21 protein-coding genes and 1 pseudogene are annotated in these 23500 nt (G+C 40.7%); 4 read left to right on the forward strand and 18 right to left on the reverse strand.

What is annotated here, in order from left to right:
- Window positions 1–295: 295 nt before the first annotated feature.
- The 4 genes from EEJ45_RS08310 to EEJ45_RS08325 all read right to left on the reverse strand — a co-directional run bounded on the left by EEJ45_RS08310 (window position 296) and on the right by EEJ45_RS08325 (window position 4718).
- Window positions 296–2275, reverse strand: a complete 1980-nt coding sequence (locus tag EEJ45_RS08310; protein ID WP_380018268.1) for a methyl-accepting chemotaxis protein — start codon at window positions 2273–2275, stop codon at window positions 296–298.
- Between the two features lie 316 nt (window positions 2276–2591).
- Entirely contained in the window at window positions 2592–3590 is a 999-nt protein-coding gene (gene ccpA / locus EEJ45_RS08315; RefSeq protein WP_124564349.1) for a catabolite control protein A, read from the reverse strand.
- Window positions 3591–3922: 332 nt separating this feature from the next.
- Window positions 3923–4240, reverse strand: coding sequence for a bacillithiol system redox-active protein YtxJ (gene ytxJ, locus EEJ45_RS08320; RefSeq protein ID WP_124564350.1), 318 nt, complete (start codon window positions 4238–4240; stop codon window positions 3923–3925).
- Between the two features lies 1 nt (window position 4241).
- On the reverse strand, window positions 4242–4718 hold the full coding sequence (locus tag EEJ45_RS08325) for a DUF948 domain-containing protein (RefSeq protein WP_124564351.1): 477 nt from the start codon (window positions 4716–4718) through the stop codon (window positions 4242–4244).
- Between the two features lie 225 nt (window positions 4719–4943).
- On the opposite strand from EEJ45_RS08325, the gene EEJ45_RS08330 reads away from it, so the two are divergent.
- Window positions 4944–6059 (forward strand): aminopeptidase, encoded by a 1116-nt coding sequence (locus tag EEJ45_RS08330; protein ID WP_124564352.1) that lies wholly within the window; start codon window positions 4944–4946, stop codon window positions 6057–6059.
- A gap of 83 nt (window positions 6060–6142) precedes the next feature.
- Entirely contained in the window at window positions 6143–6298 is a 156-nt protein-coding gene (locus EEJ45_RS08335) for a DUF1540 domain-containing protein (protein ID WP_124564353.1), read from the forward strand.
- Window positions 6299–6333: 35 nt separating this feature from the next.
- Here the strand turns inward: EEJ45_RS08335 and murC are convergent, their stop codons facing one another.
- The 8 genes and pseudogenes from murC to EEJ45_RS08375 form a co-directional block, all read right to left on the reverse strand.
- Window positions 6334–7638: a UDP-N-acetylmuramate--L-alanine ligase gene (murC, locus tag EEJ45_RS08340; protein WP_124564354.1), complete on the reverse strand. Its 1305-nt coding sequence runs from the start codon at window positions 7636–7638 to the stop codon at window positions 6334–6336.
- 202 nt (window positions 7639–7840) lie between these two features.
- Window positions 7841–8956 carry a nicotinate phosphoribosyltransferase gene (locus tag EEJ45_RS08345; protein ID WP_124564355.1) on the reverse strand — a complete coding sequence of 372 codons (1116 nt, stop codon included), beginning with the start codon at window positions 8954–8956 and terminating at the stop codon, window positions 7841–7843.
- Window positions 8957–9096: 140 nt separating this feature from the next.
- Window positions 9097–10509, reverse strand: a pseudogene (locus tag EEJ45_RS19050) (DNA translocase FtsK); the annotation flags it as partial.
- A gap of 1182 nt (window positions 10510–11691) precedes the next feature.
- Window positions 11692–11922, reverse strand: a complete 231-nt coding sequence (locus tag EEJ45_RS08355) for a hypothetical protein (RefSeq protein ID WP_124564357.1) — start codon at window positions 11920–11922, stop codon at window positions 11692–11694.
- 13 nt (window positions 11923–11935) lie between these two features.
- Complete coding sequence (locus EEJ45_RS08360) at window positions 11936–12745, reverse strand: DUF1444 domain-containing protein (RefSeq protein ID WP_124564358.1); 810 nt, start codon at window positions 12743–12745, stop codon at window positions 11936–11938.
- 15 nt (window positions 12746–12760) lie between these two features.
- A complete protein-coding gene (locus EEJ45_RS08365) occupies window positions 12761–13072 on the reverse strand; it encodes a thioredoxin family protein (protein WP_124564359.1) in 312 nt (103 codons plus the stop codon).
- Between the two features lie 39 nt (window positions 13073–13111).
- Complete coding sequence (locus EEJ45_RS08370) at window positions 13112–13624, reverse strand: DUF84 family protein (protein ID WP_124564360.1); 513 nt, start codon at window positions 13622–13624, stop codon at window positions 13112–13114.
- Between the two features lie 47 nt (window positions 13625–13671).
- Window positions 13672–14745 carry a M42 family metallopeptidase gene (locus tag EEJ45_RS08375; protein WP_124564361.1) on the reverse strand — a complete coding sequence of 358 codons (1074 nt, stop codon included), beginning with the start codon at window positions 14743–14745 and terminating at the stop codon, window positions 13672–13674.
- A gap of 140 nt (window positions 14746–14885) precedes the next feature.
- Between EEJ45_RS08375 and EEJ45_RS08380 the strand changes: the two genes are divergently transcribed.
- Window positions 14886–15194, forward strand: coding sequence for a PepSY domain-containing protein (locus tag EEJ45_RS08380; RefSeq protein ID WP_124564362.1), 309 nt, complete (start codon window positions 14886–14888; stop codon window positions 15192–15194).
- Between the two features lie 93 nt (window positions 15195–15287).
- Here the strand turns inward: EEJ45_RS08380 and EEJ45_RS08385 are convergent, their stop codons facing one another.
- Window positions 15288–16124, reverse strand: a complete 837-nt coding sequence (locus tag EEJ45_RS08385) for a YtnP family quorum-quenching lactonase (RefSeq protein ID WP_124564363.1) — start codon at window positions 16122–16124, stop codon at window positions 15288–15290.
- A gap of 164 nt (window positions 16125–16288) precedes the next feature.
- Complete coding sequence (gene trmB / locus EEJ45_RS08390) at window positions 16289–16942, reverse strand: tRNA (guanosine(46)-N7)-methyltransferase TrmB (protein WP_124564364.1); 654 nt, start codon at window positions 16940–16942, stop codon at window positions 16289–16291.
- 121 nt (window positions 16943–17063) lie between these two features.
- On the opposite strand from trmB, the gene EEJ45_RS08395 reads away from it, so the two are divergent.
- A complete protein-coding gene (locus EEJ45_RS08395) occupies window positions 17064–17342 on the forward strand; it encodes a YtzH-like family protein (protein ID WP_124564365.1) in 279 nt (92 codons plus the stop codon).
- Here EEJ45_RS08395 and EEJ45_RS08400 read toward each other — a convergent pair.
- The 4 genes from EEJ45_RS08400 to pepV all read right to left on the reverse strand — a co-directional run bounded on the left by EEJ45_RS08400 (window position 17337) and on the right by pepV (window position 23310).
- Window positions 17337–18119: a phosphotransferase family protein gene (locus EEJ45_RS08400; protein WP_124564366.1), complete on the reverse strand. Its 783-nt coding sequence runs from the start codon at window positions 18117–18119 to the stop codon at window positions 17337–17339. The genes EEJ45_RS08395 and EEJ45_RS08400 overlap by 6 nt on opposite strands.
- Before the next feature lie 191 nt (window positions 18120–18310).
- Complete coding sequence (gene pulA / locus EEJ45_RS08405; protein ID WP_124564367.1) at window positions 18311–20443, reverse strand: type I pullulanase; 2133 nt, start codon at window positions 20441–20443, stop codon at window positions 18311–18313.
- 253 nt (window positions 20444–20696) lie between these two features.
- Complete coding sequence (locus EEJ45_RS08410) at window positions 20697–21863, reverse strand: MFS transporter (RefSeq protein WP_124564368.1); 1167 nt, start codon at window positions 21861–21863, stop codon at window positions 20697–20699.
- 67 nt (window positions 21864–21930) lie between these two features.
- On the reverse strand, window positions 21931–23310 hold the full coding sequence (pepV, locus tag EEJ45_RS08415) for a dipeptidase PepV (protein WP_124564369.1): 1380 nt from the start codon (window positions 23308–23310) through the stop codon (window positions 21931–21933).
- Between the last annotated feature and the right edge of the window lie 190 nt (window positions 23311–23500).

Consider the following 23500-nt stretch of genomic DNA (forward strand, 5'->3'; position numbering starts at 1 on the left):
GAGGCCGGGACATAACTGCATTATGTCACTCTAAAGCCGACAGAATAGAGAATAACGAACACTCATAAAGGAAAAATCCGAACTCAATCGAATTCTGTGTAGAGAATTGCGACTAATAGTTCGGATTTTTCTTTGGCTGAAAACCTTTTGTCCCAGCCTCTTTCTTTTTGCTCTGTTAAAGTTCATTGTTGATTTCTGTTACGGAGCCTCCCTTTGACTTGCTTTTCCCGCAGGAGTCTCATCCCTTCACGCCAATCAACACGTGCCAATTAGCAACATCAGGATTTAAAATAGCCTATATTTTAAACCTACCAATCATATTCTGTAGCTCTTCTGCCATTTCGGATAAAGCAATCGATGCATCGTTCATTTCTTTAATCGAAGCAGATTGCTCTTCAGAAGCACTAGCGATGCGCTGCGTACCAGAGGCATTTTCATTTGCCGCAGCTGCAATTTCATTAACAGCTGCTTCTAAATTGATAGAGTCCATAGTCATACGCTGCACCGTAATCACCATGCCTTCCACCTGCGTTGCGATTGTTTCGGTAGACTTTAGAATTTCTTCGAAGCTTTGTTCAGTTTGCAGCGCAATCTGCAATCCTGACTGCACCTCATTATTAACTTGCTTCATTGTGGAGACCGTCAAGTGAACATCTTGTTGAATCTCATTAATAAGCTTTCCAATTTCATTTGAGGAACTTGCAGATTGTTCTGCCAGTTTTCGCACTTCATCGGCAACAATAGCAAATCCCCTGCCATGTTCTCCTGCTCTTGCTGCTTCTATCGCTGCATTCAAGGCAAGTAAATTGGTTTGATCCGCAATTCCTTTAATCGCTTCTAGGATTGCTCCGATTTGTTTAGACTTCTCGTTCAACAACCCAATTACGGCATCGGATTCATGAACGGAACGATGGATGGATTGCATTTGCGTAACCGTTTCTTTCACCATCGTACCACCGCTTTGCGCCTTTTGTTTTGTGTATACAGACGACTCTGAAATAACTGCAGATCCTTCCGATACACGCTGGATGCCGTTTGTTACTTCTTGAAGTAACTCCATACCTGCCGCAACACTCTTTGTTTGATGCTCTACGCCGCTTGAAACTTGCTCCATTGCATGTGTGATTTGTTGCGTTGTTTCATTAGCTTGTATGACGCTTGCTGTTAGCTCTTCAGAAGATGCAGCTACCATCCCTGCTGATGCATTAATTTGTGAGATTAAAGTTCGCAAAGACTGTGCCATTTCATTAAAACTTGTTGCAAGCTGTCCAACCTCATCGCTAGATCTTACAACAATTGTTTCAGTAAGATCACCTTCACTAATCTTCTGAGAAGAAGCTAATAAACGTTTCAATGGTCTTGTAACTGTCATGATTAGAAGATAAATACCAACACCGCCAATTACAACAGAAGCCCCAATCACTATTAAAATTTTAAATAGTGTCGGTCCGGCAGCATCAGAAACCTCCTTATCATACATAGTACCGATAATTTTCCACCCCGTATTTTCGTCTGTTTGGAATGTCATTTTACGCTCTTGACCTTGATACGTATAAGATAATATCCCTTCCGTTTTCTTATATACCGTGTTCATAAAATCTTCGTCAACTACAGTACCCGGCTTTAACGTAGGATGTACAATAACCTTTTTATCTCCTGTAAAAATAGATACATAGCCTTCCTTACCAACCTTAACTTGAGAAGCTAATTTTTTAATACTCTTCACATTAAAATCTATCGCAACCACTCCGCTACCATCAGTCGTTTTCTTAGCTAAAGTGATAACCGTATCTCCGGTAACTGCATCCTTATACGGATCTGTAATAATAATCTCTCCTGGTTTTTCCATTGCTTGTTTATACCAAGGGCGCTCCTTATGATTATAACCGGAAGGAAGTTGTTGCATCGGCATCATGGCAAATGTACCATTTTCTCCCCCTGTATATACAGATTGTATTTCTGAGTGAAGCTTAATGTATTTATTAAAGTCCACTTTAATTGCTAACATACCTTCCTCTGTTTCATAAGTAGACTTACCAATCGTTGCCGTCATGATGTTCAAATCATTAAACTTATTCTCGATATCTCTACTAATAACGTTCTCGAGCACATCTACATTCACTTTCGCATTTCTTAAAATCTCTTTCTCAAGACTATCTTTTGTTTCAGTATAAGAAATACCACCTATTGCGACACCAGCTATGATAAAAATTGCAAAAAACGGAAATAAGAGTTTTTTTCCAATAGTCTGTTTGGCAAATAGGTTCCTTATAATATTCATAAAACTCACACCCTTCTATATTTCTTTTCTCGACATATCCATGTAGATTGTGCAGTGTACTCACTTTCTTGTGAAATTAGTTTCATCAGCAGGTTATTTGAAAGTATCTTTATCACAAATAATGATTCCTCTATTACACTTTTTGAAATAAAGATATTGTCGCGCGCCATTACTCTAAGTAACAAGTCCACTCTATTGTGAATTCTATATAATACAATTTTATTTGTCTATATTATTTTAAAAATAATTAAAAAAACAACATTTCTTCTTTTTAACAATAAAAAAACGCACAGAAATCTGTGCGCTTTGCTTATTTTGTTGATTTACGGAATTGAATGCGGTGTGGTAGGATAACTGTGTGGTTCTCTACTGTTTCTTTGTTCATATATTTTGTTAACAAACGCATCGCAACCGCACCAATATCATACATTGGCTGTACCACAGTTGTTAGTTGAGGACGTACCATTGTTGCCAAACGTGTATTATCGTAACCAATTACTTCTACGTCATTCGGAATGTGTACACCTTGGTCTTGTGCACCATGAATGACACCAAGTGCCATTTCATCGGATGCTACAAAAATAGCCGTTGGCTTTTCAGCTAACTCCCATAGCTTATCAAAAGCTTCTAGTCCAGAGTCGTATGTGAACTCACCTTCTACAACAAGCTCTTCTCGATAAGGAAGACCTGCTTCTTCCAACGCTCTTCGATACCCATTTAGCTTTTTGCTTTCCGCCGCAGCATGCTCAGCTTGACCAGATACAAACGCAATATGTGTATGGCCCTTATCCGCCAAATATTGTACTGCATCAAATGCACCTTGCTCATAGTCAATATTAACAGAAGGTGTTGTGCTGCCCTCATCAAAAGAAGCAGCCAATACGATGGGAACAGGTGATTTAGAAAACTCTTCCACATGCTCTTGTGTAATTTTTTCACTCATGAATACGATACCATCTACTTGCTTGCCAAGCATCGTATTTAATAAGTGCATTTCTTTTTCTTTGTTTTGATCAGAGTTGCTTAAAATAATATTGTACTTGTACATGGTTGCGATATCCTCAATACCGCGTGCCAGCTCCGCATAAAAGATACTGGATATATCAGGGATAATCACCCCTACTGTTGTTGTCTTTTTACTTGCCAAACCGCGTGCAACCGCATTCGGACGATATCCTAATCGCTCAATAGCTTCAGATACTTTTTTACGTGTTGTCGGCTTCACATTGGGATTGCCGTTGACTACACGAGAAACCGTTGCCATGGACACATTCGCTTCTCGTGCCACATCATATATTGTTACGTTCATGCTTGTTCGCTCCTTTGTTATATTTCTATATAAGTTACTTTTCAACTGTTGTTCATTGCTTCGCACAACATGAAAACTCTCACTCGCTTGTATGCCTATTATGCACCAAATTCGCGCATCTTGAAAAAGATATTCTTCACTTATATATGTACGAGTAAGTGAGCGGCTAACAAAAAGCTTGCTCATCCGTATGTTCATGAATGTACATACTTCTTTTATCATACGATATAATTGCTTATTCAGACAATATTTTCCCTCAAAAGCGCTGAAAAAATTCCTGCGCTTTTTTATTGCAATTCAAAACAGCAAAAACCGGACAAAAGTCCGGTTTTTTACTCAATATGCTCCTTTAGAGATGCTTTTGTAATGTTCCAATGAGAGGCATGCCACGTTACTTCATGATTTCGCACATATAAAACTTGAGGCGATTCATGACGTATGGCAAACTGCTCGGCGATGTAGTTAGATAGCGCTCTTGCTTCTTGCACGTAGAGATACGCTGCCGGTACATGCGCGTCTGCCATGTATGCCTGAAACTCTTGAAATGCCGCATGACTCACAGGACAAGTTAAGCTATGCTTAAATAAAATGAGCGTATGATGTTTCGTTAAAAGAGTATGTAACTGCTCTTGCGTTTCAATCCTCTCCATCTTATTCACCTCTAGAGCGCACCGGAATACGAACCGCATCCGCTTCAATTTCTCGCTCTACTTCTGTTCGCTTTCGCTTGCGAAGGCGGTCGTACACCTCCATCGCAGCAGTTCCCCACTGCATGACTTGTGCTACTTTATCCGCATTTTGTTCTGCTTGTGTTGTAACAGTATTTGTAATACCGCGCAGCTTTGTGTTCATCGTACTAATTGTTGTCCCTATACCTTCTACTGATTTTACAACAGAATTCAAAGATTGAGATTTCTGTTGAATATCTTCTGCAAGCGCATTCGTTTTATGTAGTAATTGTTCCGTTTCTGCAGTAATTCCCTGTAGCTGCTTTTCCAATGAAGCTGTCGTACTTGCCAAATTTTCTAGCGTTTTACGAAGCGCCATCAGTGTTACGCATAAATAAGCGACCAATACTGCAAACGCCAATGCCGCCAGCGCTATACTTCCTGTTACAATCATATCCATATGTTTCAGCTCCCTCACATGTGATTTGTTATTATTATACAACGATTTGTGCCTACATACTATTTTTCACGGAATACGTAAAGGAAATGTAACCGTCTGATTTATTTTCTCATCATAATGATACACAGATACAAAAATACACAAATTAAAAAAAGTCGGTTACAATAAAAATATATAAGTGCAACTGTCTGTACTTATATTATGAAAAAAGGAGGGTACATAGGTATGAAAGATTCTCGTATTGAAACATTAGCACATAATTTAATTAATTACTCCGTGAAACTGCAACAGGGTGAAAAAGTTCTCATTGAAAATTTTGGTCTGCAACGCGAACTTGTAACTGCTTTGGTAAAAGAAGCTTATAAAGTGGGGGGACAACCGTTCGTATCTTTAAAGGATCATCAAGTGGATCGTGCTTTATTGATGGGTGCAACTGAAGAGCACTTTTCTTTATTAGCGGACTTTGAAGCAAATGTTATGAAAAACATGGATGCTTATATAGGGTTACGCTCTGGTGATAATATTAACGAACTTGCCGATGTACCAAGCGACAAAATGAAAATTCACGGTCAAACAGTAGGACAAAAGGTACATCGTGATATTCGTGTTCCAAAAACACGTTGGGTTGTATTGCGTTATCCGAACTCTTCTATGGCACAGCTTGCAAAAATGAGCACAGAAGCATTTGAAGACTTTTATTTCAATGTATGTAACTTAGATTACGGCAAAATGAGCAATGCAATGGATAGCCTTGTGGAATTAATGAACAAAACGGACAAGGTTCGTATCACAGGACCAGGTACCGATTTAACATTCTCTATTAAAGATATTCCTGCGGTAAAGTGTGCAGGTGAAATGAATATCCCAGATGGTGAAGTGTTCACAGCACCAGTAAAGGATTCTGTTAACGGTACCATTACCTACAACACACCTTCTCCATACAATGGTTACACGTTTGAAAATGTTAAACTTACATTCCGTAATGGTAAAATTGTAGAAGCAACAGCAAATGATACGGAGCGAATTAACAAAATTTTCGATACAGACGAAGGTGCACGTTTTATCGGCGAATTTGCGATTGGTGTGAACCCTTACATTTTACATCCAATGGGCGATATATTGTTTGACGAAAAAATTGACGGCAGCTTCCACTTTACGCCGGGACAAGCTTATGACGAAGCTTATAACGGCAATAACTCTAACATTCATTGGGATTTGGTATCCATTCAACGTCCAGACTACGGCGGCGGCGAAATCTACTTTGATGATGTACTCATTCGTAAGGACGGCGTGTTCGTTATCCCTGAATTAAAAGGACTAAACCCTGAGAATTTAAAATAAGAGCTTGTATGAGCATCTCTTTTTCCGGAAAAACTAGTGTTGTATTCCTTATGGATACTACTACCATAAAAGGGGGCTCTCATATGGCACAGGATGTATTATGTGAAGTCAATAACTGCGTACATTGGAAACAAGGTAACAATTGCGGCGCAACGCAAATCTACGTAGTGAGCCATACTGGTAAACAAGCTGATAATTCCAAAGAAACAGATTGCAAAACGTTTGAACCAGCTATTTAAGGTAAAATAAAAGATGCGAGCAATGCTCGCATCTTTTATTTTACCTCTACTTCTTTCTCATATGCTTGCTGGAATTTTTGAATATCGCCTGCTCCCATAAAAATGAGAACACCATTCGTGTAGCGTTTTAACACTTCTGTTGTCATTACAGTAATTAACTCTGCACCGTCGATGCGCTGCTGTAGATCACGAATAGACAATTCCCCTTGGTCTTCACGAGCTGAGCCGAAAATATCACATAGATACACTTGGTCCGCTTTTTCTAAACTTTGTGCAAATTCATCTAAAAATGTTTTTGTTCGTGAAAATGTATGTGGTTGGAAAATAGCAATAATTTCACGATTCGGGTACTTTTGGCGTGCTGCTTCAATCGTTGCTGTAATTTCTGTTGGATGGTGTGCATAATCATCAATAATAATTTGTTCACCCAACCTTTTTTGACTAAAACGACGCTTTACGCCTCTAAATGTCATAAGTTGTTGTTTTACAATGTCAACATCAATATTTTCGTAATGACACAATGCAATAACAGCAAGCGCGTTCATCACACTGTGATTGCCGTACCCTGTAATACGAAACGTGCTGTAAAACGTATTTCGTACAAACACGTCAAATGTCGTGCCATCTGTATCTTTTTGAATATTACGTGCTTGAAAATCATTGTCCTCGCCAAGACCATAGAAAATAACCGGTACTTTTGCTTGGATTTTTTGCAATTGCTCATCATCGCCACATGCGATAATCCCTTTCTTTACCTGCAAAGCCATTTCCTGAAATGCACTAAATACATCATCAATATCCCTAAAGTAATCAGGGTGATCAAAATCAATATTTGTCATAATTGCGTAGTCAGGATGATAAGAAAGAAAGTGTCTACGATATTCACATGACTCAAATACAAAATACTTACTATCTGATGCACCGCTTCCTGTTCCGTCGCCAATTAAATACGACGTAGGATGTGCGCCTCTCATCACATGAGCTAATAGCCCTGTTGTCGATGTTTTACCGTGAGCCCCGGAAACAGCTATGCTCGTATAACGCCCCATCAATTCCCCTAAAAAATGATGATAACGATGAACTGGCACATTCATTTCTTTTGCTGCCACAATCTCTTCATGCGTATCCGGAAATGCATTGCCCGCGATTACAGTCTGGCCTTCTTCAATATTCCCAGCGTCAAATGGAAAGATAGAGATGTTTCTTTTTTCCAATTCTGCTTGCGTAAAGAAATATTTCTCCACATCCGAACCTTGCACTTTGTTGTTCATGTCATGCAGGATTTGTGCCAGTGCGCTCATACCCGTACCTTTAATCCCTACAAAATGGTAAACTGTCATTTTAAAGAACCTCCAACATCAATAACTGATCCAGCAGTCTATCTGTTAGACAGTATATGATGGTTTTTCTAATTTGGGAATATCCCAATCCATACGTACACATGTATCCATATCTTTAGTCACAACAAACTCATTATACCAAAAATCCCATTATGGTACGAGACAGAAAAACATGACAGGAAACATCCCATCATGTTTTTGCTCATTGGTCTTTTTTTCTTAAGATAACGCGCTCAAGACGTGGGTTCGGGCGATACTTACGCCCCGCTTTGGCCGCAGGTTCACCATCTAATTCCACATTGTCACCTGTAAAGCCAATATTGATTTTTAATAAACTGCCGCCTACACCATACATATCCACAGGTACATGTTGCGCTTCAAACTCACGAATACGCTTTTCATCAAAGCCACCGCTTACCACAATTTTTACATGGTGAAAACCTTCTGCATCTAGCGCTTGTCGCAACGCAAAAATAAGAGGTGGATTAACACCGCGTGGGTCAAATGTACCAAGCAATTCCGGATGACGGATAAAATGCTGATCAATCATGGTCCTTGATGTATCCACTCGTACCCCTTTCAAAACTGTACCAAATTCACGTGCAACTTTTAGAGCATCGGTAATAACATCATTGTTGTAATCAATCAATACAATTAAATCGTCGGTTGGAAACTTCTTATGATATGCTTTTGCCGCTTGTACAACATCGCCATTAAACATTTGAATGAGGGCATGCGGCATAGTTCCCATGCCGCTTTTACCCCACCATTCATTCATAGCATGTGTAGCTTGGGCGCTCGTACCACCAATATGCGCCGCATATCCGTCACCAGCTTGTTGTGTAAAATGGTCATCTCTATCTCCCATAAAGATAATCGGCTTTTGTTTACCGGCGCTTCGAGCTGCTTGTACGACGTTGTATACATTCGTTGCGACGGACGTTCTGCGTGCTAAAATACCGTCAATCACACCTTCTAAATACCCAAAGTCCTCATAACGACCTCGAATCGTTAAAACCGTTTCAAATGGTGCAATCATATCACCATCTTTCAATGCATAAACCTCTAATTGTTCAGGATGATCAGCGAATGTTTCTAAAAGCGCTAACACTTCATCAGTCCCACATAGTACTGCATGCTCTTTTTGGAAAAACTGCATGGTTACAGTTGTTCCTGGACGAAACTCCTTAATGATATCTCGCGTTTTTAAGAAGTACACTGCAGAAAACCAACCTTCCCCCACGCGCTCATCAAACTTGAATGTATGATTTGTTAAACGGCTTATATGCCCCTGTAATTTTAACTCAATCTCTTTCATATCATAAAAACTCCCTGTTGTACTCTTGTCCTTTATAGTATAAAGTATCTCCTGTCACTTTATCACATATGAATAGGCGAGCCTATTCACCTGCACATTCATACACACAAAGGACAGTATATTATTACATGTTTTATAGGTTACATAGAATCTTGCATAGCTACAAGCTCTTCCTCTGTAACAAGAACATCGCGCGGCTTCGTTCCACGCGCCTCAGAGATAATACCTTGCTGCTCCATTTCCTCAATTAAGCGCGCTGCTCGGTTATAACCGACGCGAAAACGACGTTGCAAGGAAGATGTAGATGCGCCGCCCTGTTGTAGTACGTAATGACATGCTTCAAAAAATAATTCATCTTCCGCTTCATGATGTTCCGCCTTAGCGAGCAGGTCCTCTTGCTGAAACAAGTAATTGGGTTTCATTTCTTGCTTCACATGATATACCGTACGCTCAATCTCTTCATCAGATACATATACACCTTGTATACGAACTGGCTTACTTGTGCCATTCTCTAAAAAGAGCATATCACCTCGTCCAAGTAGCTTCTCGGCTCCGCTTATATCAATAATCGTTCTTGAGTCTACTTGTGATGATACGGTAAACGCGATACGCGTTGGGATATTCGCTTTGATCAACCCTGTAATAACATCCACAGAAGGTCTTTGTGTAGCTACAAGTAAATGAATACCGCATGCGCGCGCTTTTTGTGCAATGCGACAGATTGCCTCTTCGACATCAGCAGGAGAAACCATCATTAAGTCCGCCAGCTCATCAATGACAATTACAATGTATGGCAGAGCTTTTCCTTTATCATGTTGAGCGGCTAAATCATTATAACGAGTCAAATCACGTACACCTGCATGAGCAAACAGCTCATAGCGACGTTCCATCTCATCAACAGCCCATTTTAATGCTGCTGTCGCTGCTTTTACATCTGTAATAACCGGAGCAACCAGGTGCGGAACAGCATTATAAGGCGCGAGCTCTACCATTTTTGGATCGATGAGAAGCAGCTTTACTTCATGTGGCATCGCTTTGTATAAAATACTTGTTAAAATAGCATTGATGCACACACTTTTTCCAGATCCTGTGGAGCCAGCAATGAGACCGTGCGGCATTTTACGAAGATCCGTTACAATAGGCGCACCTGAAATGTCAAGACCAAGAGCCACAGTCAGCGGTGAGGTTTGTTCTGTAAATACAGAGCTACTTAGTACCTCTCGCAAAAACACAGGCTTACTCGTTGGATTTGGTACTTCAATTCCGACCGCATTTTTTCCTGGTATAGGCGCCTCAATGCGAATATCGCGCGCTGCTAGATTGAGCTTAATGTCGTCAGATAAATTTGTAATTTTATTTACTTTGACACCCGGCTCTGGTTGGACTTCAAATCGCGTTACCGCAGGCCCTTGTGTTACATGAATAACACGGGCACCAACATGGAAGTTTTCAAAGGTCTTGTCTAGTAACTTGGCTTGTTCGTCTAGCCACATATCATCATTGGCTTGTATCTCTGGAGGCGCCTCAAGTAAATCAAGAGACGGCAATGCATATACAGGTAATGCTTCGTCCTGGCTAGACTCAATATTCTCAGGTGCTATATATTCTTGTATCTCTTTCTCAGGAACCCTTTCTACTTCCAACTTCTCTTCTACAAATTGCACAGGCGGCTGTGTCTGTTGTTTTGCCGCAAGCTTACGCTTATCCTGCTGCAGCATAAAAACATTGTATGGTACAAAACGCTTTTTCTCACGTTTTGGCTCTTCTTTATTGTGTAAAGAAACAGACTGCTGTTGTACGCTCGCTGCTTCGTTCATATCCAGCTGGTTTTCAGCAATTTGCTGCTCCTGAGCCATGCTACTTTCTGTTTGCATATGAGCAACCTCACCTTTTAAAGCGGACTCTTCTTGCGAGGGCTCCGCAATTGCTGCGACACGTTCTTCTGCTTTTGTAGGTTCTTCAATGGATTCCTGTGTTAAAATGCCTTTCATAGTTTCTTCTTGAGGTTCTACATTTTCTTTACGCCCTAGCTCTTTAGGCGACAAAGAATCAACGATTTGCTGCTCGAGTACCGCATCTTCATTCAAATCATACGAAGATGTTGGTTCTCCAAATGGATGTTTCTGTTGCACTTCTCGGTGATCTTCGTCCACGTATGCTTGTCCAAAATTCACTTCTTTTTCGTCTATGAATCCATTTTTAATCAGCCACGCATCGACCACAGATACCTGTTGCTCTGATAAATTGAATTCTGGCTCTGCCGGTTTCTTTAAAATATTTTCTTCCGGCCGCTGATAGCCAAACACCGGTGAAATCACTTCTGTTGGTTGAAATGGTTTGTTATCAGGTACAGTCTCCTTTACCACTATTCGCGGTGCAGTTGGTACCACTCGTACTTTAGCAACCTGTGGAGACACCTTAACTTCAGGCTCCTTTACTGATACCGGCTGAGAAATTTGACGATGTCCCACCTTGCGAGGTGCTTCATCCGGAATGACAGGAAAACGAAACTTCCCTGCTACTTCCGTTTGTTTTTTTTCATATGTTACGGGGGCTTTCATATCGGCGATCTCTGTAACTTGTTCCTCTTTGTTTAGAAGTTTTTTCATCCAATCTAACATACATGACCACTCTTTCTTCCAATCATAACATCCTTTATTGTAACAGCATTCATCAAAAAGTGCAGGAAAACTTGCACATCTCTTTATATATGACAGATTTGCACTCTCTATCGGTCAATTTACACCTTCTATCGGCCGTTTCAACCTCTCTATCGGCCGATTTACACCTTCTATCGGCCAATTCACACTCTCTATCGGCCGTTTCACACCTTCTATCGGCCAATTCACACCTTCTATCGGCCAATTCACACCTTCTATCGGCCAATTCACACTCTCTATCGGCCGATTTCTTAATGCAACTACCTTACATATTCTAGAGAAAAAACACCGATACAAGATTTGCATCGGTGTCTCATCGTTATTCTACGTTAGGTTTTACAGGTGGTACAACACGATTTTTTCCTAAAATAAAAATTGGCTCTAGCTCGTCTTCATATACAAACGACAGGGAAGTAATCGGAACGCGGCCTTCTGCAAAAAACTTCATGGTCAGATGTGCTATTATATCGTAACCCACTTCATTGCGTACATCAGCAATAATGAGTACATCTTGATGTGGAACGGCTACAGCCATGTCACCTGTTACTTGTTGTTTCATATCGTTAAGTAAAGATTCATCTAAAATCCGGCTTGCATCATATCCATCGTTGGCACGAAAAAAGTAGAAGATATTTCCTGCAACTTCATCTTGCTTTACCTTTTTTGGCAAAGACCGTACATTAAACCGAGCCATTTCTCTTACTTGCTCCGTTGTCCAGCCTAGCTTTTGTAAGAGAGCCTGATCGATTAAACGGTAGGTTTTTTCCGAGTCTAAAGCATAATAAATACGGGTTTCAGCGGTATGCTCCGTTGTTACAAATGGATTGCCTTCCTGGGCTTCGAGCGGAAACGATGTGGAACGAATTACAGGCAACACTTTTGCTTCTGTGTCTTCGCGGTGCATGGCCAGCAATGCTTGTTCTACATAGTAGACCACTTCTTCAATGGCTTCTTCCTTCTTCATTTCCCACTTTGCAATGATGCCACCCAGTGTAACTGTAATTCCTTTTTGTGTGTGCTTATCTTCAATGCGAAGCGTTTCTTTCTCCTTATCATAATGAAACACCCACTCGTCGCGCTGCAATCTTCGAATAAGCTCTTCTTTCATTTTCTTACTGGTCATTTTCATAAAGCTTGACTCCTCTTACAAACCGCTCAAAAACGCCTCGATTTGCTCTTGTGTTTTACGATCTTTATTTACATAGCGACCTACCTCTTGTCCATCACGGAATGCCACAAAGCTTGGAATACCAAACACATCCATTTCAATACATACATCAATAAATTGATCGCGGTCTACATAATAAAACACATATTCATTGTACTTTTCCTCTACTTCCGGCATAAAAGGCTCGATAAAGCGACAGTCCGGGCACCAATCTGCAGAAAACAAAAGAATTGTATTTCCTGCACTTTTCACCGTTTGTAATTCTTCAAGCGTTTCAATTTTTTTCATATAAAAATCCTCCTCTGTAGGAATGTCTTTGGTTTATTCTTATTGTATTATACCAGCCTTATACTGATACTGTCCCACCAACAGCTTCGCAACATGCGTGAACATCGCTTCACGATCCACCTGTCCCGCAGTAAAAATGCCGATTGCTCCTTCATTCGTACGGATATCCTTTCGCTTTGTATAAGCATTCATCACTTCACTAAGCTCAGCACCTGCCTGCAGCGGCTCTAAAAATTCATCAGGCAACGGAATGCGGGCGCCCCCGGCAATATATGTTTCCCCTTGTTTTGTATAAAGTGCGCCCCAATTGCATAGGAATAAACCTCTATTTGTTTCCACAACACCGCCCTCAAGACCAATTGCATAATCAGCACCTGTTTCTGTCAGTGCATATCGTGCACGATTGACAGCACCCTCTATTGTTTCTTCGTCCGAAAAAGGCTGCGCCGCTACACCCGACGGAGCATCTACCATCATAACTTCTTCTGTCTGTACAGCATTTTTTACAGCTTGTACCTTTGTTTTGTTACAAGATCCAATTGCGATTTTCACTCTGTTCCCTCCTCATAACAAGAAAAGGCCGCATGGGCCTTTTCTTGTTATGCGTTATTTTTAATCGTTTCTAGCGTTGTACGATCTGTTGCTTTCACAAGTTTTACGATGAGCTCTTTTGCAGCTGCGTAATCGTCTACATGCATGATAGAAGCATGTGTATGAATATAGCGTGCACATACACCGATTACCGCAGAAGGCACACCGGAGTTACTTGTATGGACACGACCTGCATCTGTTCCGCCTTGTGATACAAAATACTGATATGGAATATTATGCGTTTCTGCCATATCTAAAATGAATTCACGCATACCTCTATGCGTAACCATAGAGCGATCTAAAATACGAAGCAACGTACCTTTACCAAGTTGTCCAAATTCATTTTTATCACCGCTCGCATCGTTAGCCGGACTTGCATCCAATGCATAAAAAATATCCGGATTAATCATGTTAGCAGCGGTTTGTGCACCGCGAAGCCCTACTTCCTCTTGTACTGTTGCACCGGAATAGAGCATATTTGGAAGCATCTCATTCTTGAGCTCTTTCAGCAATTCAATTGCTAGCCCGCAACCGTATCGATTGTCCCAAGCCTTTGCCATAATTTTCTTTTGATTAGCCATTGGTGTAAATGGACAAATCGGTAGAATTTGTTGACCTGGTTTCACACCAAACGACAATGCTTGTTCACGGGAATCTGCACCAATATCAATCAACATATTTTTTATATCCATCGGTTTTGCTCGTAACTCTTCACTTAAAATATGAGGCGGGATAGACGCAATCACACCCGTTACAGGTCCTTTTTCCGTAATAATCTGCACACGCTGTGCTAATAGTACTTGACTCCACCAACCACCAAGCGGCTGAAAGCGAAGCATACCGTTATCTGTAATTTGTGTGATCATGAAACCAACTTCATCCATATGACCTGCCACCATGACACGCGGTCCATTTTCATCACCTTTTTTCACACCGAAAACGCTTCCTAAACGATCCTGGATGATTTCATCACTATACTTTGCTAGTTCTTGTTTCATAAAGCGGCGTACTTCATGCTCAAACCCTGCAGCACCTGGTAGTTCCGTTAATGTACGAAACAGTTCCAACGTTTGTTCGTTCATACTTCACACTCCTCTGTATGTATCCACCATATTTTTATTGTATCGAAATTTTGTAAATGTCGCTAGTTTCTTCTTTTTTCTTGCAAATTCGATTATACTGAGAGTGCTAGGGAATTTTTCGCAATTGAGGTGGAGAATTTATGAAGTGGAAAAGTTTACTTATCGGTACAGGTCTCGGATTAGTAGCTGGATATGCGCTTGCACATACATTAAAATCAGAACATGTGACTGCAGAAAAGGCTCTCAAAGCAGCCAAGCGTATATTTGCAAACAAAGGAGAAGTGACTGGCTCCTGGATTCATATGGTCCCAGAAGTGATGGAACGATTCGACTTAACGTATGAAGTATATAGGGGTGGCATTACAATCAATATAGGCGAAGAACAAGAACGCTTCGAATTCCTTCTCGATGCGAAAACAGGTGCGATCTTAGAAGTTCATCCGTCGTGAAAAACGAAGCTACTGTTTTTATGTGGCGAGAAAAGATTGCGCCACAACAGGATAGTCGTTTTAAACAGGGTGCCCCTAAGGACACCCTGTTTCTTATACACACTCAACTTTATGCGTAATATTTCCATACTCATCCCACTTTACCGCTCGTACGTATGCATCGTGGTAAAATGTAAACCACGCTCCGTTTTGCATGCCCCACTGTAGCCAATGCTGCTTTTGATGAATAGATGTAATCGGATAATCATCGTATGCCATCACCCAAAGCGGATTTTGATGTGCATGTGTCGGAAGCAAATCCCCCATATGTAGCATGATGTCATCATGGTGCTTGACAATTACAATCGCATGACCGTCACTATGCCCGCCTGTATGAATGACACGTATCGCTTCGGTCACATATACCTCTTTTTCAAATGTTACCACCTGCTGTTGCACTGGCTCCCAGTTCTCCTTCCAGTACGTATGTCTGGAACGCATATTCGGACGTCTCATTTCATTCCATTCTATTTCTGAAACATATATTTTAGCATTTGGAAATGAAGACACCAATTTCTCATCATACCATTTGGTAAGGCCGCTGGCGTGGTCAAAATGCAGATGAGTCATTACGACTATATCAATATCTTCAGGTGTTAAGCCCAGCTCCTTTAGAGAACTCTCTACTTGTGATTCTTCTGTTACTCCTTGGTTGCGCTTCATCTTTTCATCCATTTTGTTGTTGCCGATTCCCGTATCAATGAGAATATTTTGTTCACCCTGCAATAGCAGTGGATCTGTGCGTAAATGAATTCTGTTCATTTCATTATGCTCATACTTGCGCGACCATAATGCTTTTGGTACAACGCCAAACATTGCACCGCCATCCAAATGTGTATTGCCTCCCACTAGCCATGTTACTTGTATATCCCCAATTTGCAACGTATTCATACTATCTCCCCTTTCCTATACAAGTGTACCACAGAAAATCAAAAATGATGATTGGGTGCAGTAGCAGCGTGTTTACTGTACATAACCAAGTAGGTTTATCGGCTCATTCTCGCCAGTTAACTGTAGGTTCTCTGCTAAAATAGACAATAAAAAAAGCCTACGCATTACTGCGCAGGCTCATTTTGAAATTTGGCTTCTAGTCGATAAATCCGGTTGCCTTTTTGAGAAAACTTTTCTTCATATTCTGTCATAACATTGCCTTCAAACTCACTATTATGCAAATCAAGGCTGATATACTTCAACAGCATACCGTATGCCGAGATGCTGCATAAAGAGTACTCAAATAACCCTTGGTTATCAGTTTTAAAGTGAATTTCTCCACCTTTGACTAAGACCTGCTCATAATTTTGCAAAAAGGAGTGATAAGTAAGACGGCGTTTTTCATGACGTGTTTTCGGCCAAGGATCTGAGAAATTCAGGTAAACGCGATCTACTTCACCGTCGGCAAAGAACAATGTTAAATCTTTAGCATCTTTATTAATTAACTTTAAATTTGGCAACTCTTCTTCTAATTGCTTGTCCAATACGTCAACAATCACGCTAGAAAACTTCTCAATGCCAATGTAATTGATATGTGGATTTGCCTTTGCCATACCATAAATAAAGCGACCACGGCCTGTTCCTATTTCAATATGAATCGGTTGTTCATTTCTAAATACATCCTTCCATACGCCGCGATAAGCTTGCGGATTGGAAATAACGATGTTTGGATTGTCATTTAATTTATCGATTGCATATGGCTTATGTCTTAATCTCATGATGGTTCTCCCTTCTATGACAACAAAAAACCAAGTACCTCGCGCAGCACTCGGCTCAAGAATAAAATAAACAAAACTCACGGACACTATAAGATGAGTACAGGAAAGGATGTGATATTCGATGCCTCTTACACACGAACACCAGGTAGGTATCTTAAAGGATATTTTAACAAATCATCAAAGCGATTGCTGCGGTACAGTTTCCGAGTGTGAACAGGTCGAACGATTGGTTGAATCGCTAATGAATAATCATGCTGTAGATGATGAACTAAAAGCGATGCTAGGTGATGTATACCATTATAGTCAAACCGGTAAATCATCAAGCGATCTCGGACAACATATCTCAAATCATCAAGAACAGATTACCGGATGGATTTCAGGAATGGACAGCTTTTCATAACAAATTTTCTAGATAGCGAAGCCAATATTCTGTTTCAAAGGATTTGCCTTTGCTTTTGTACCACTGCACGGAAATAATGGATTGTGCGACAACATACCATTCCATTCTTCTTAATAAGGAATCGTCTAATGGCATACCATAATTTAAAAGCCACGCTTCCCATTCTTCACGCGGAATGTACCAATGAAGAAGCATTCCAATGTCAAGAGCAGGATCTGCAACAACGGCACCATCCCAATCAATCAAATATAATTGGTCGCTATCAGACATCAACCAATTATTATGGTTTACATCACAGTGACATACAACCGGCTGGTCGTACCTCACTTCATGCAGCGCTTCCTCTAAGTAGCGAAGCGCTTTTTGGATAATTGGGATATGGATGACTTCTTCATCTAATGTCTCCATCATTTGCTCCAAAATGTCCGCTGCCCCAATTGGCTCCTTACCCAGCTTTTGAATCATTTGCAAAAGCGCATCGGACGTATGAATTTTCTTTAGTAAAAATGCCACTCGTTCCGAGCGCATATCTTCCGGCTCTAGCTTATGACCGTTCAGCCAAGCTTGTGCAGAAATCACATCGCCACTTGCAATCCGTTTTGTCCACAGCAATTTCGGGACAATTCCTTCGGCGGAAAGCACAGCTAAAAAGGGGGAAGAATTCCGTTTTAAAAACAGCCGCCTCTCCCCTTGCTCTGCGAAGTATGCCTCACCCGTGGCGCCACCGGCAGGAATTATATTCCACTCTTCTCCTAATAATTGCTCCAACCATTCCATCCTGTTAACAATTCCTTTTGTTGTTTTTATTGAAAACATCGTTCGTACACAATGCCTCTATATTTACATGTAGAACAAATTTTACGATGATATGACTTTTTTACAAAAAAGAGAGCTATCGCGGCAATAATACCATAATAGCTACCTTTGTCAATTCTACCTTTATTCGATTCTTATAGTCAAGTATAGAATCATCCGCTTTTGGCGATAATCCATAAACTAATTGGACTTACAACAAGTGTGTTTCCAATTAATGCGGAGGATGCGGCTATGTCTACTGTTTTACCATCAACCAATATGTGCCAATCGGCTATACTTGGTAATCGTACTTGTTGTGCGGCCTCAGTTGGATTGAAAATAACACATATCTCACTCCAATCATTAAAAGAGCCTATGTCATGCAGCTGATAAATAGTTACCCCGTCCGGTGCAGGTGGAAATGATACGTGACGGCGCACTGCCTCGGCATCAGGAAGACGAAAAGCAGCATTCATCCTGCGGATAGCGATTAACCCTTTTATAAATGCTATATATTTCTCATGTGCATCCTTTCTTGCCCAGTCCAATTGATTAATATAATCAGGAGCATTATAGCTGTTTTCTATACCTTGCTTTGTGCGAAAGAATTCCTGTCCCGCGTGTATAAACGGAATTCCTTGTGCCAAAATAACCATTCCAGTTGCCAACATATGCCTTCTTTTACGAACTTCCTCTGTGTCATCTTTATTGCTTGCCCATAATTTATCCCACATGGTAGCATTGTCGTGACATTCTACATAATTCACACTTTGAGATGGACTAGCAAACAAAGCATGATCTCCATCTTTCAATCCTACACTACCTGTTAACAAATATTGAATCGTTTCTCTGTTATATGAACCCCCAAAAGCATATCCTCGATTTGTGCTATGAAAAGCACTTCCTTTAATGGTATCACGAAACACATCATTAAACTGGGCAATATTAGGCATGCGATGCGCATTACGAAGCGTTGCTTTTTGCTCCTGCGGCAAAGGAGTATTTAAATCCCACCCTTCACCGAGCAGAAGTATATTTGGGTTGATTGTATGCACAGCTTGTTCTATCGCATTCATAGTGTCCCAATCTAAAATACCCATTAAATCAAACCGAAAGCCATCGACCTTATATTCACATAGCCAATATAAAATAGAATCAATAATAAATTTTCGTACCATACGGCGTTCTGATGCAATATCGTTTCCTACTCCTGTACCATTAGAAGGCATGCCGTTTTGATCATGTCTGAAATAATAACCGGGCACAAGCTTTTCAAACGATGAAGTTTCCCGTACATACACGTGGTTGTATACAACATCTAAGATAACCCGCAACCCTTGTTCGTGGATAGTCGCAATCATTTGCTTCAGCTCTCGAATTCTGCTGTACGGGTCACAGGGATTGCTTGCATAACTGCCCTCAGGCGCATTAAAATGAAGTGGATTATAGCCCCAATTATAGGCCGTAGGGTTTGCTTCATCAATGCCGTAAAAGTCATGAAGCGGCAACAATTCAATATGCGTAATTCCTAAATTACGAAGATACGTCAAACCTGTGTCTCGATTATGTGTTGCTGTTTCCATAACGCCCCTATACGTTCCTTTATGCACGATACCGCTATTGGGATGCATCGTTAAATCTCGAATATGTGCCTCATAAATAATTGCGTCTGTGTAACTTTGCAACGGCGCAACTGGTGGACTTCCTACTTTTGTTTGTTCCAAATCAACTATCACACCATATTCTCCATTTAAAGATACGCTCTTTGCATAAGGATCTACAGCCTCGTGCCAAACAAGATTGATGCATACTAATATCGTATATCGTACACCATCTTGATCTCCCTCAGCGATTGCTTTCCATATTCCGTTTTCCTCTCGCTTCATTGGAATATCTGTATACTTGCTTTCTTCATACAAACGCAATTTTGCCGCTGTTGCTGTAGGCGCCCATACTTTACAAACACTTGCCTGCTTGCTATAAGTGATTCCTAAATCATTGCCATCATAGCTATATAACATATCAAATTCGCTCGTCCGAATAATAGCTCCTACCTGCAAGTCTGTTGTTTCATTTTGCTCATTTTGCACCGTATACATCACACCCAATATAGGAGCATGAGGTGTACTACATTCATATTTAATAAACTCTGACATTTGTATACGGTTTGTGACCGTCATATCCCATTCTTGTGCGCCGCATTGCAACTTAAAGTGGCCGGGGCCTTTATACATTGTAGGCATCAGTATTGTTACTTGATTGATTCCGTCCAAATACGCTTCGAATGCGCGCTCAATTTTCAGCATGCTGTTCACCATCCTCTAGGTCGCATTGGCTTATTCCAACTGTTCCTAATAGTATATTCGCCATAACAGAAAACGTTTTCAACAAAATCATACTGCCTTTTATACGTGCAATAACATTTGATGCGTACAAAGATTGTTATGATGGTTTTTAGACTTCTTTATAAATGATAGACAAACAGCTCTTCGTATTTAGGAATGCGCATCATATGCGTTTCATACAATACATCCCTTGTAGCTTCAAATGACAAAGGCTCTATACTCCAACCTTTTTATGCAAGGGCCAAACCAGCAAGGCAATCCCTACACATGTTAATATAAAGAAGAAAATATATACATTTTCTACACCGAAGCGGTCCATCAGAACACCTCCAGTAAACGTACAAAACCAAGTGCCAAACCCGCCCCCTGCCGTTGCATACAATGCCACTGCCGTTGATTGCATCGGGAGCGGTGCAAGTTGTCTCACATATTGCAGAGCCGCAGGAATAAATAAACCAATCGATAGCCCTTGTGAAATAGTTGTTGCGTACACAAAAAGCAACGGTGGTTCAAAGAAGTAAAACAGCCAGCGCAGTGCAGAAATACAGGCAGAAAACAAAAGAATATAGGTAACGCCCCATTTTTGAATCCAGCCCTCCGCCCATTTCATAAATGGTGCCTCACTGCCTGCTGCCAATAAAAAAGCAAGGCCTACTCCTGTCAGTGTACCCCCTAAATCTGTGATGAATAACCCGAAATATGTATTATTTGCATAAATCGGACCAAATATCAAAAACGTGCACAATAGAAACAAAGCGAATTGCTTATCCCGAAGCAAGTGCTTACTTCCTTCTCTAATATTGCCGCGTGTCGCAGCGTTATCCCTAGGAAGCTGTGTGATAAGTAATGCAGCAGTAAATAAAGCACCAGCAAATAAATAAAAAATGGCATACATACTAAAATATTCAGAAGTTTTACCCGCAACCAACACCGCTACCGCAAAGCCAACGGCACCGTACAACCGAATGCTTCCATAAGCGCCTCCACGCTTTTGTACGTGTGTTAATGTGATGCTATCTGAAATAGGGACAATCGCACTTTGCGCAAACGCCAATAAAACTGCAATGAGTAACAATACACCATAGTTCTGCGTAGTTGTATAAATATATCCCATGATGCCTGTAAGCAGTAACGCAAAAAATAAAATATGACGCGGTTTCTGTGTATAATCTGAGAAAATCCCCCACATAGGCTGTATTAAAATCATCACGACCGGTCCAACAGACATAATATTGCCAATTTGCATACCTGAGAGCTTTACTTGCTCTTTTAAATATACGCCAAGAAGCGGAAATAACGCTCCAATCCCGAAAAAGATTAAAAAATAAAGTATACGAAATGTAATAGATGCTTTTGCTTCTCGTTGTACAGATAGATCCATTTTATTCTCTCCCTCATGGTTGAACCGCCCTTTTAAGAAGGGCGGTTCAACCATAGCTATATTTATCTTATTTCGCTAATTCATAAATAGCTTGTGCATAAATTGCTGTTGCTTTTACTAAGTCCTCAATTTCAATATATTCATCTTTTTGATGAGCTAAATCTTCTTTGCCAGGGAAGAGTGGACCGAATGCAACACCTGCTTGCAAAGACCTCGCATACGTGCCTCCTCCGATTGCCAGCAATTCTGCCCGCTCTCCTGTTTGTTCTTCATATACACGCTGCAGCGTCTGGATGAGCACATGCTCTTTCGCTACGTGATGTGGACTAGAATTAGATATTTGCTTTGCTTCAAAGCCTCGTTGCTTTGCATACTGTACCATCTTGCTTACCATTTCATCAACATCCGTTGTTACAGGATAACGAATATTAAGTCCAAATGTCCCGCCTTCTTCGGCTTGATAGGACATCGTCCCTACATTGATGGTTAAATCCCCAGTAATATCATCAGTATACGCTACTCCAAGGCGCGTTCCTCTCGTATCATCTTGAAATGCTTCCATTGCAAATGAAACAAATGCAGCACCACCTGTATCAAGCTCTTGCTGTTGTAAAAAGGCGGCCAACAGCACACCTGCATTTTCTCCTTTTTCAGGTGTAGAACCGTGCGCCGAAACACCCCTCATTTCGAGTGTTACTTGTGATCCTTGCACAACTGCGTTTCCATACGAAGCAAATTGCTCAGCGATTTCCCCTGCTCGTTCAGACATCAACACAGCTTTGGCATAATCAGGGACCATGTTTAAACGTCTTCCTGATGTGAATTCTTGTAAAACAGTACTTCCCTTGCTTATATTTGGCTTCATGGTAATATGTACAGTGCTGATTCCTTTTTCCGCGTTGATAATTGGGAAATCCGCATCAGGTGCAAATCCCATGGTCGGCATTTCTTCTTTCTTAAAATAATGATCTACACAGCGCCATTCGCTTTCTTCGTCTGCACCTAAAATCATACGAACCCGTTTTTGCAAAGGCAATCCGAGTTCTTTGACAATCTTCATTGCATAATAAGCAGCCATGGTCGGACCTTTGTCATCGATGGCACCTCGCGCGTAAATGTTACCATCTCGAATATCAGCTCCATACGGATCGCTCGTCCACCCATCGCCTTCTGGAACCACATCAACATGACATAAAATACCAATCAATTCTTGTCCTTGTCCCATTTCTAAATGTCCGGCATAACCATCCACATTTTTAGCCACAAATCCATCAGCTTCACCTTTGTTCAGCATAAAGGATAATGCCTCTGCTACTCCTGTTCCGAACGGTGCACCGACTGCAGCCTCCTCCATATTCAATACACTTTTAATGCGTAGAAAGTTTTGTGTATCTGCAAGTAGCGCATCCTTTCTTTTCTCTACTTCTTCCATCCAATTGATTTTCATAGTTTCACCTGCTTTATATCTATTTGTTATACGCTAATTTCTTCCATCATATCAAAACGCTCTTCACTGTGCCAACTGCAACAATTTAGGAATAACGAACATTTATAAACTTAACTACTAAAAAAATATGTTTTTAAATAAAAAAATTCGACAAAAAAAAGGATTTTGTTATTTCTTGTAGAAGAATATA

Origin of the sequence: Ectobacillus antri (assembly GCF_003852715.1) — a bacterium.
GTDB classification, from domain to species: Bacteria; Bacillota; Bacilli; order Bacillales; family Bacillaceae_G; genus Ectobacillus; species Ectobacillus antri.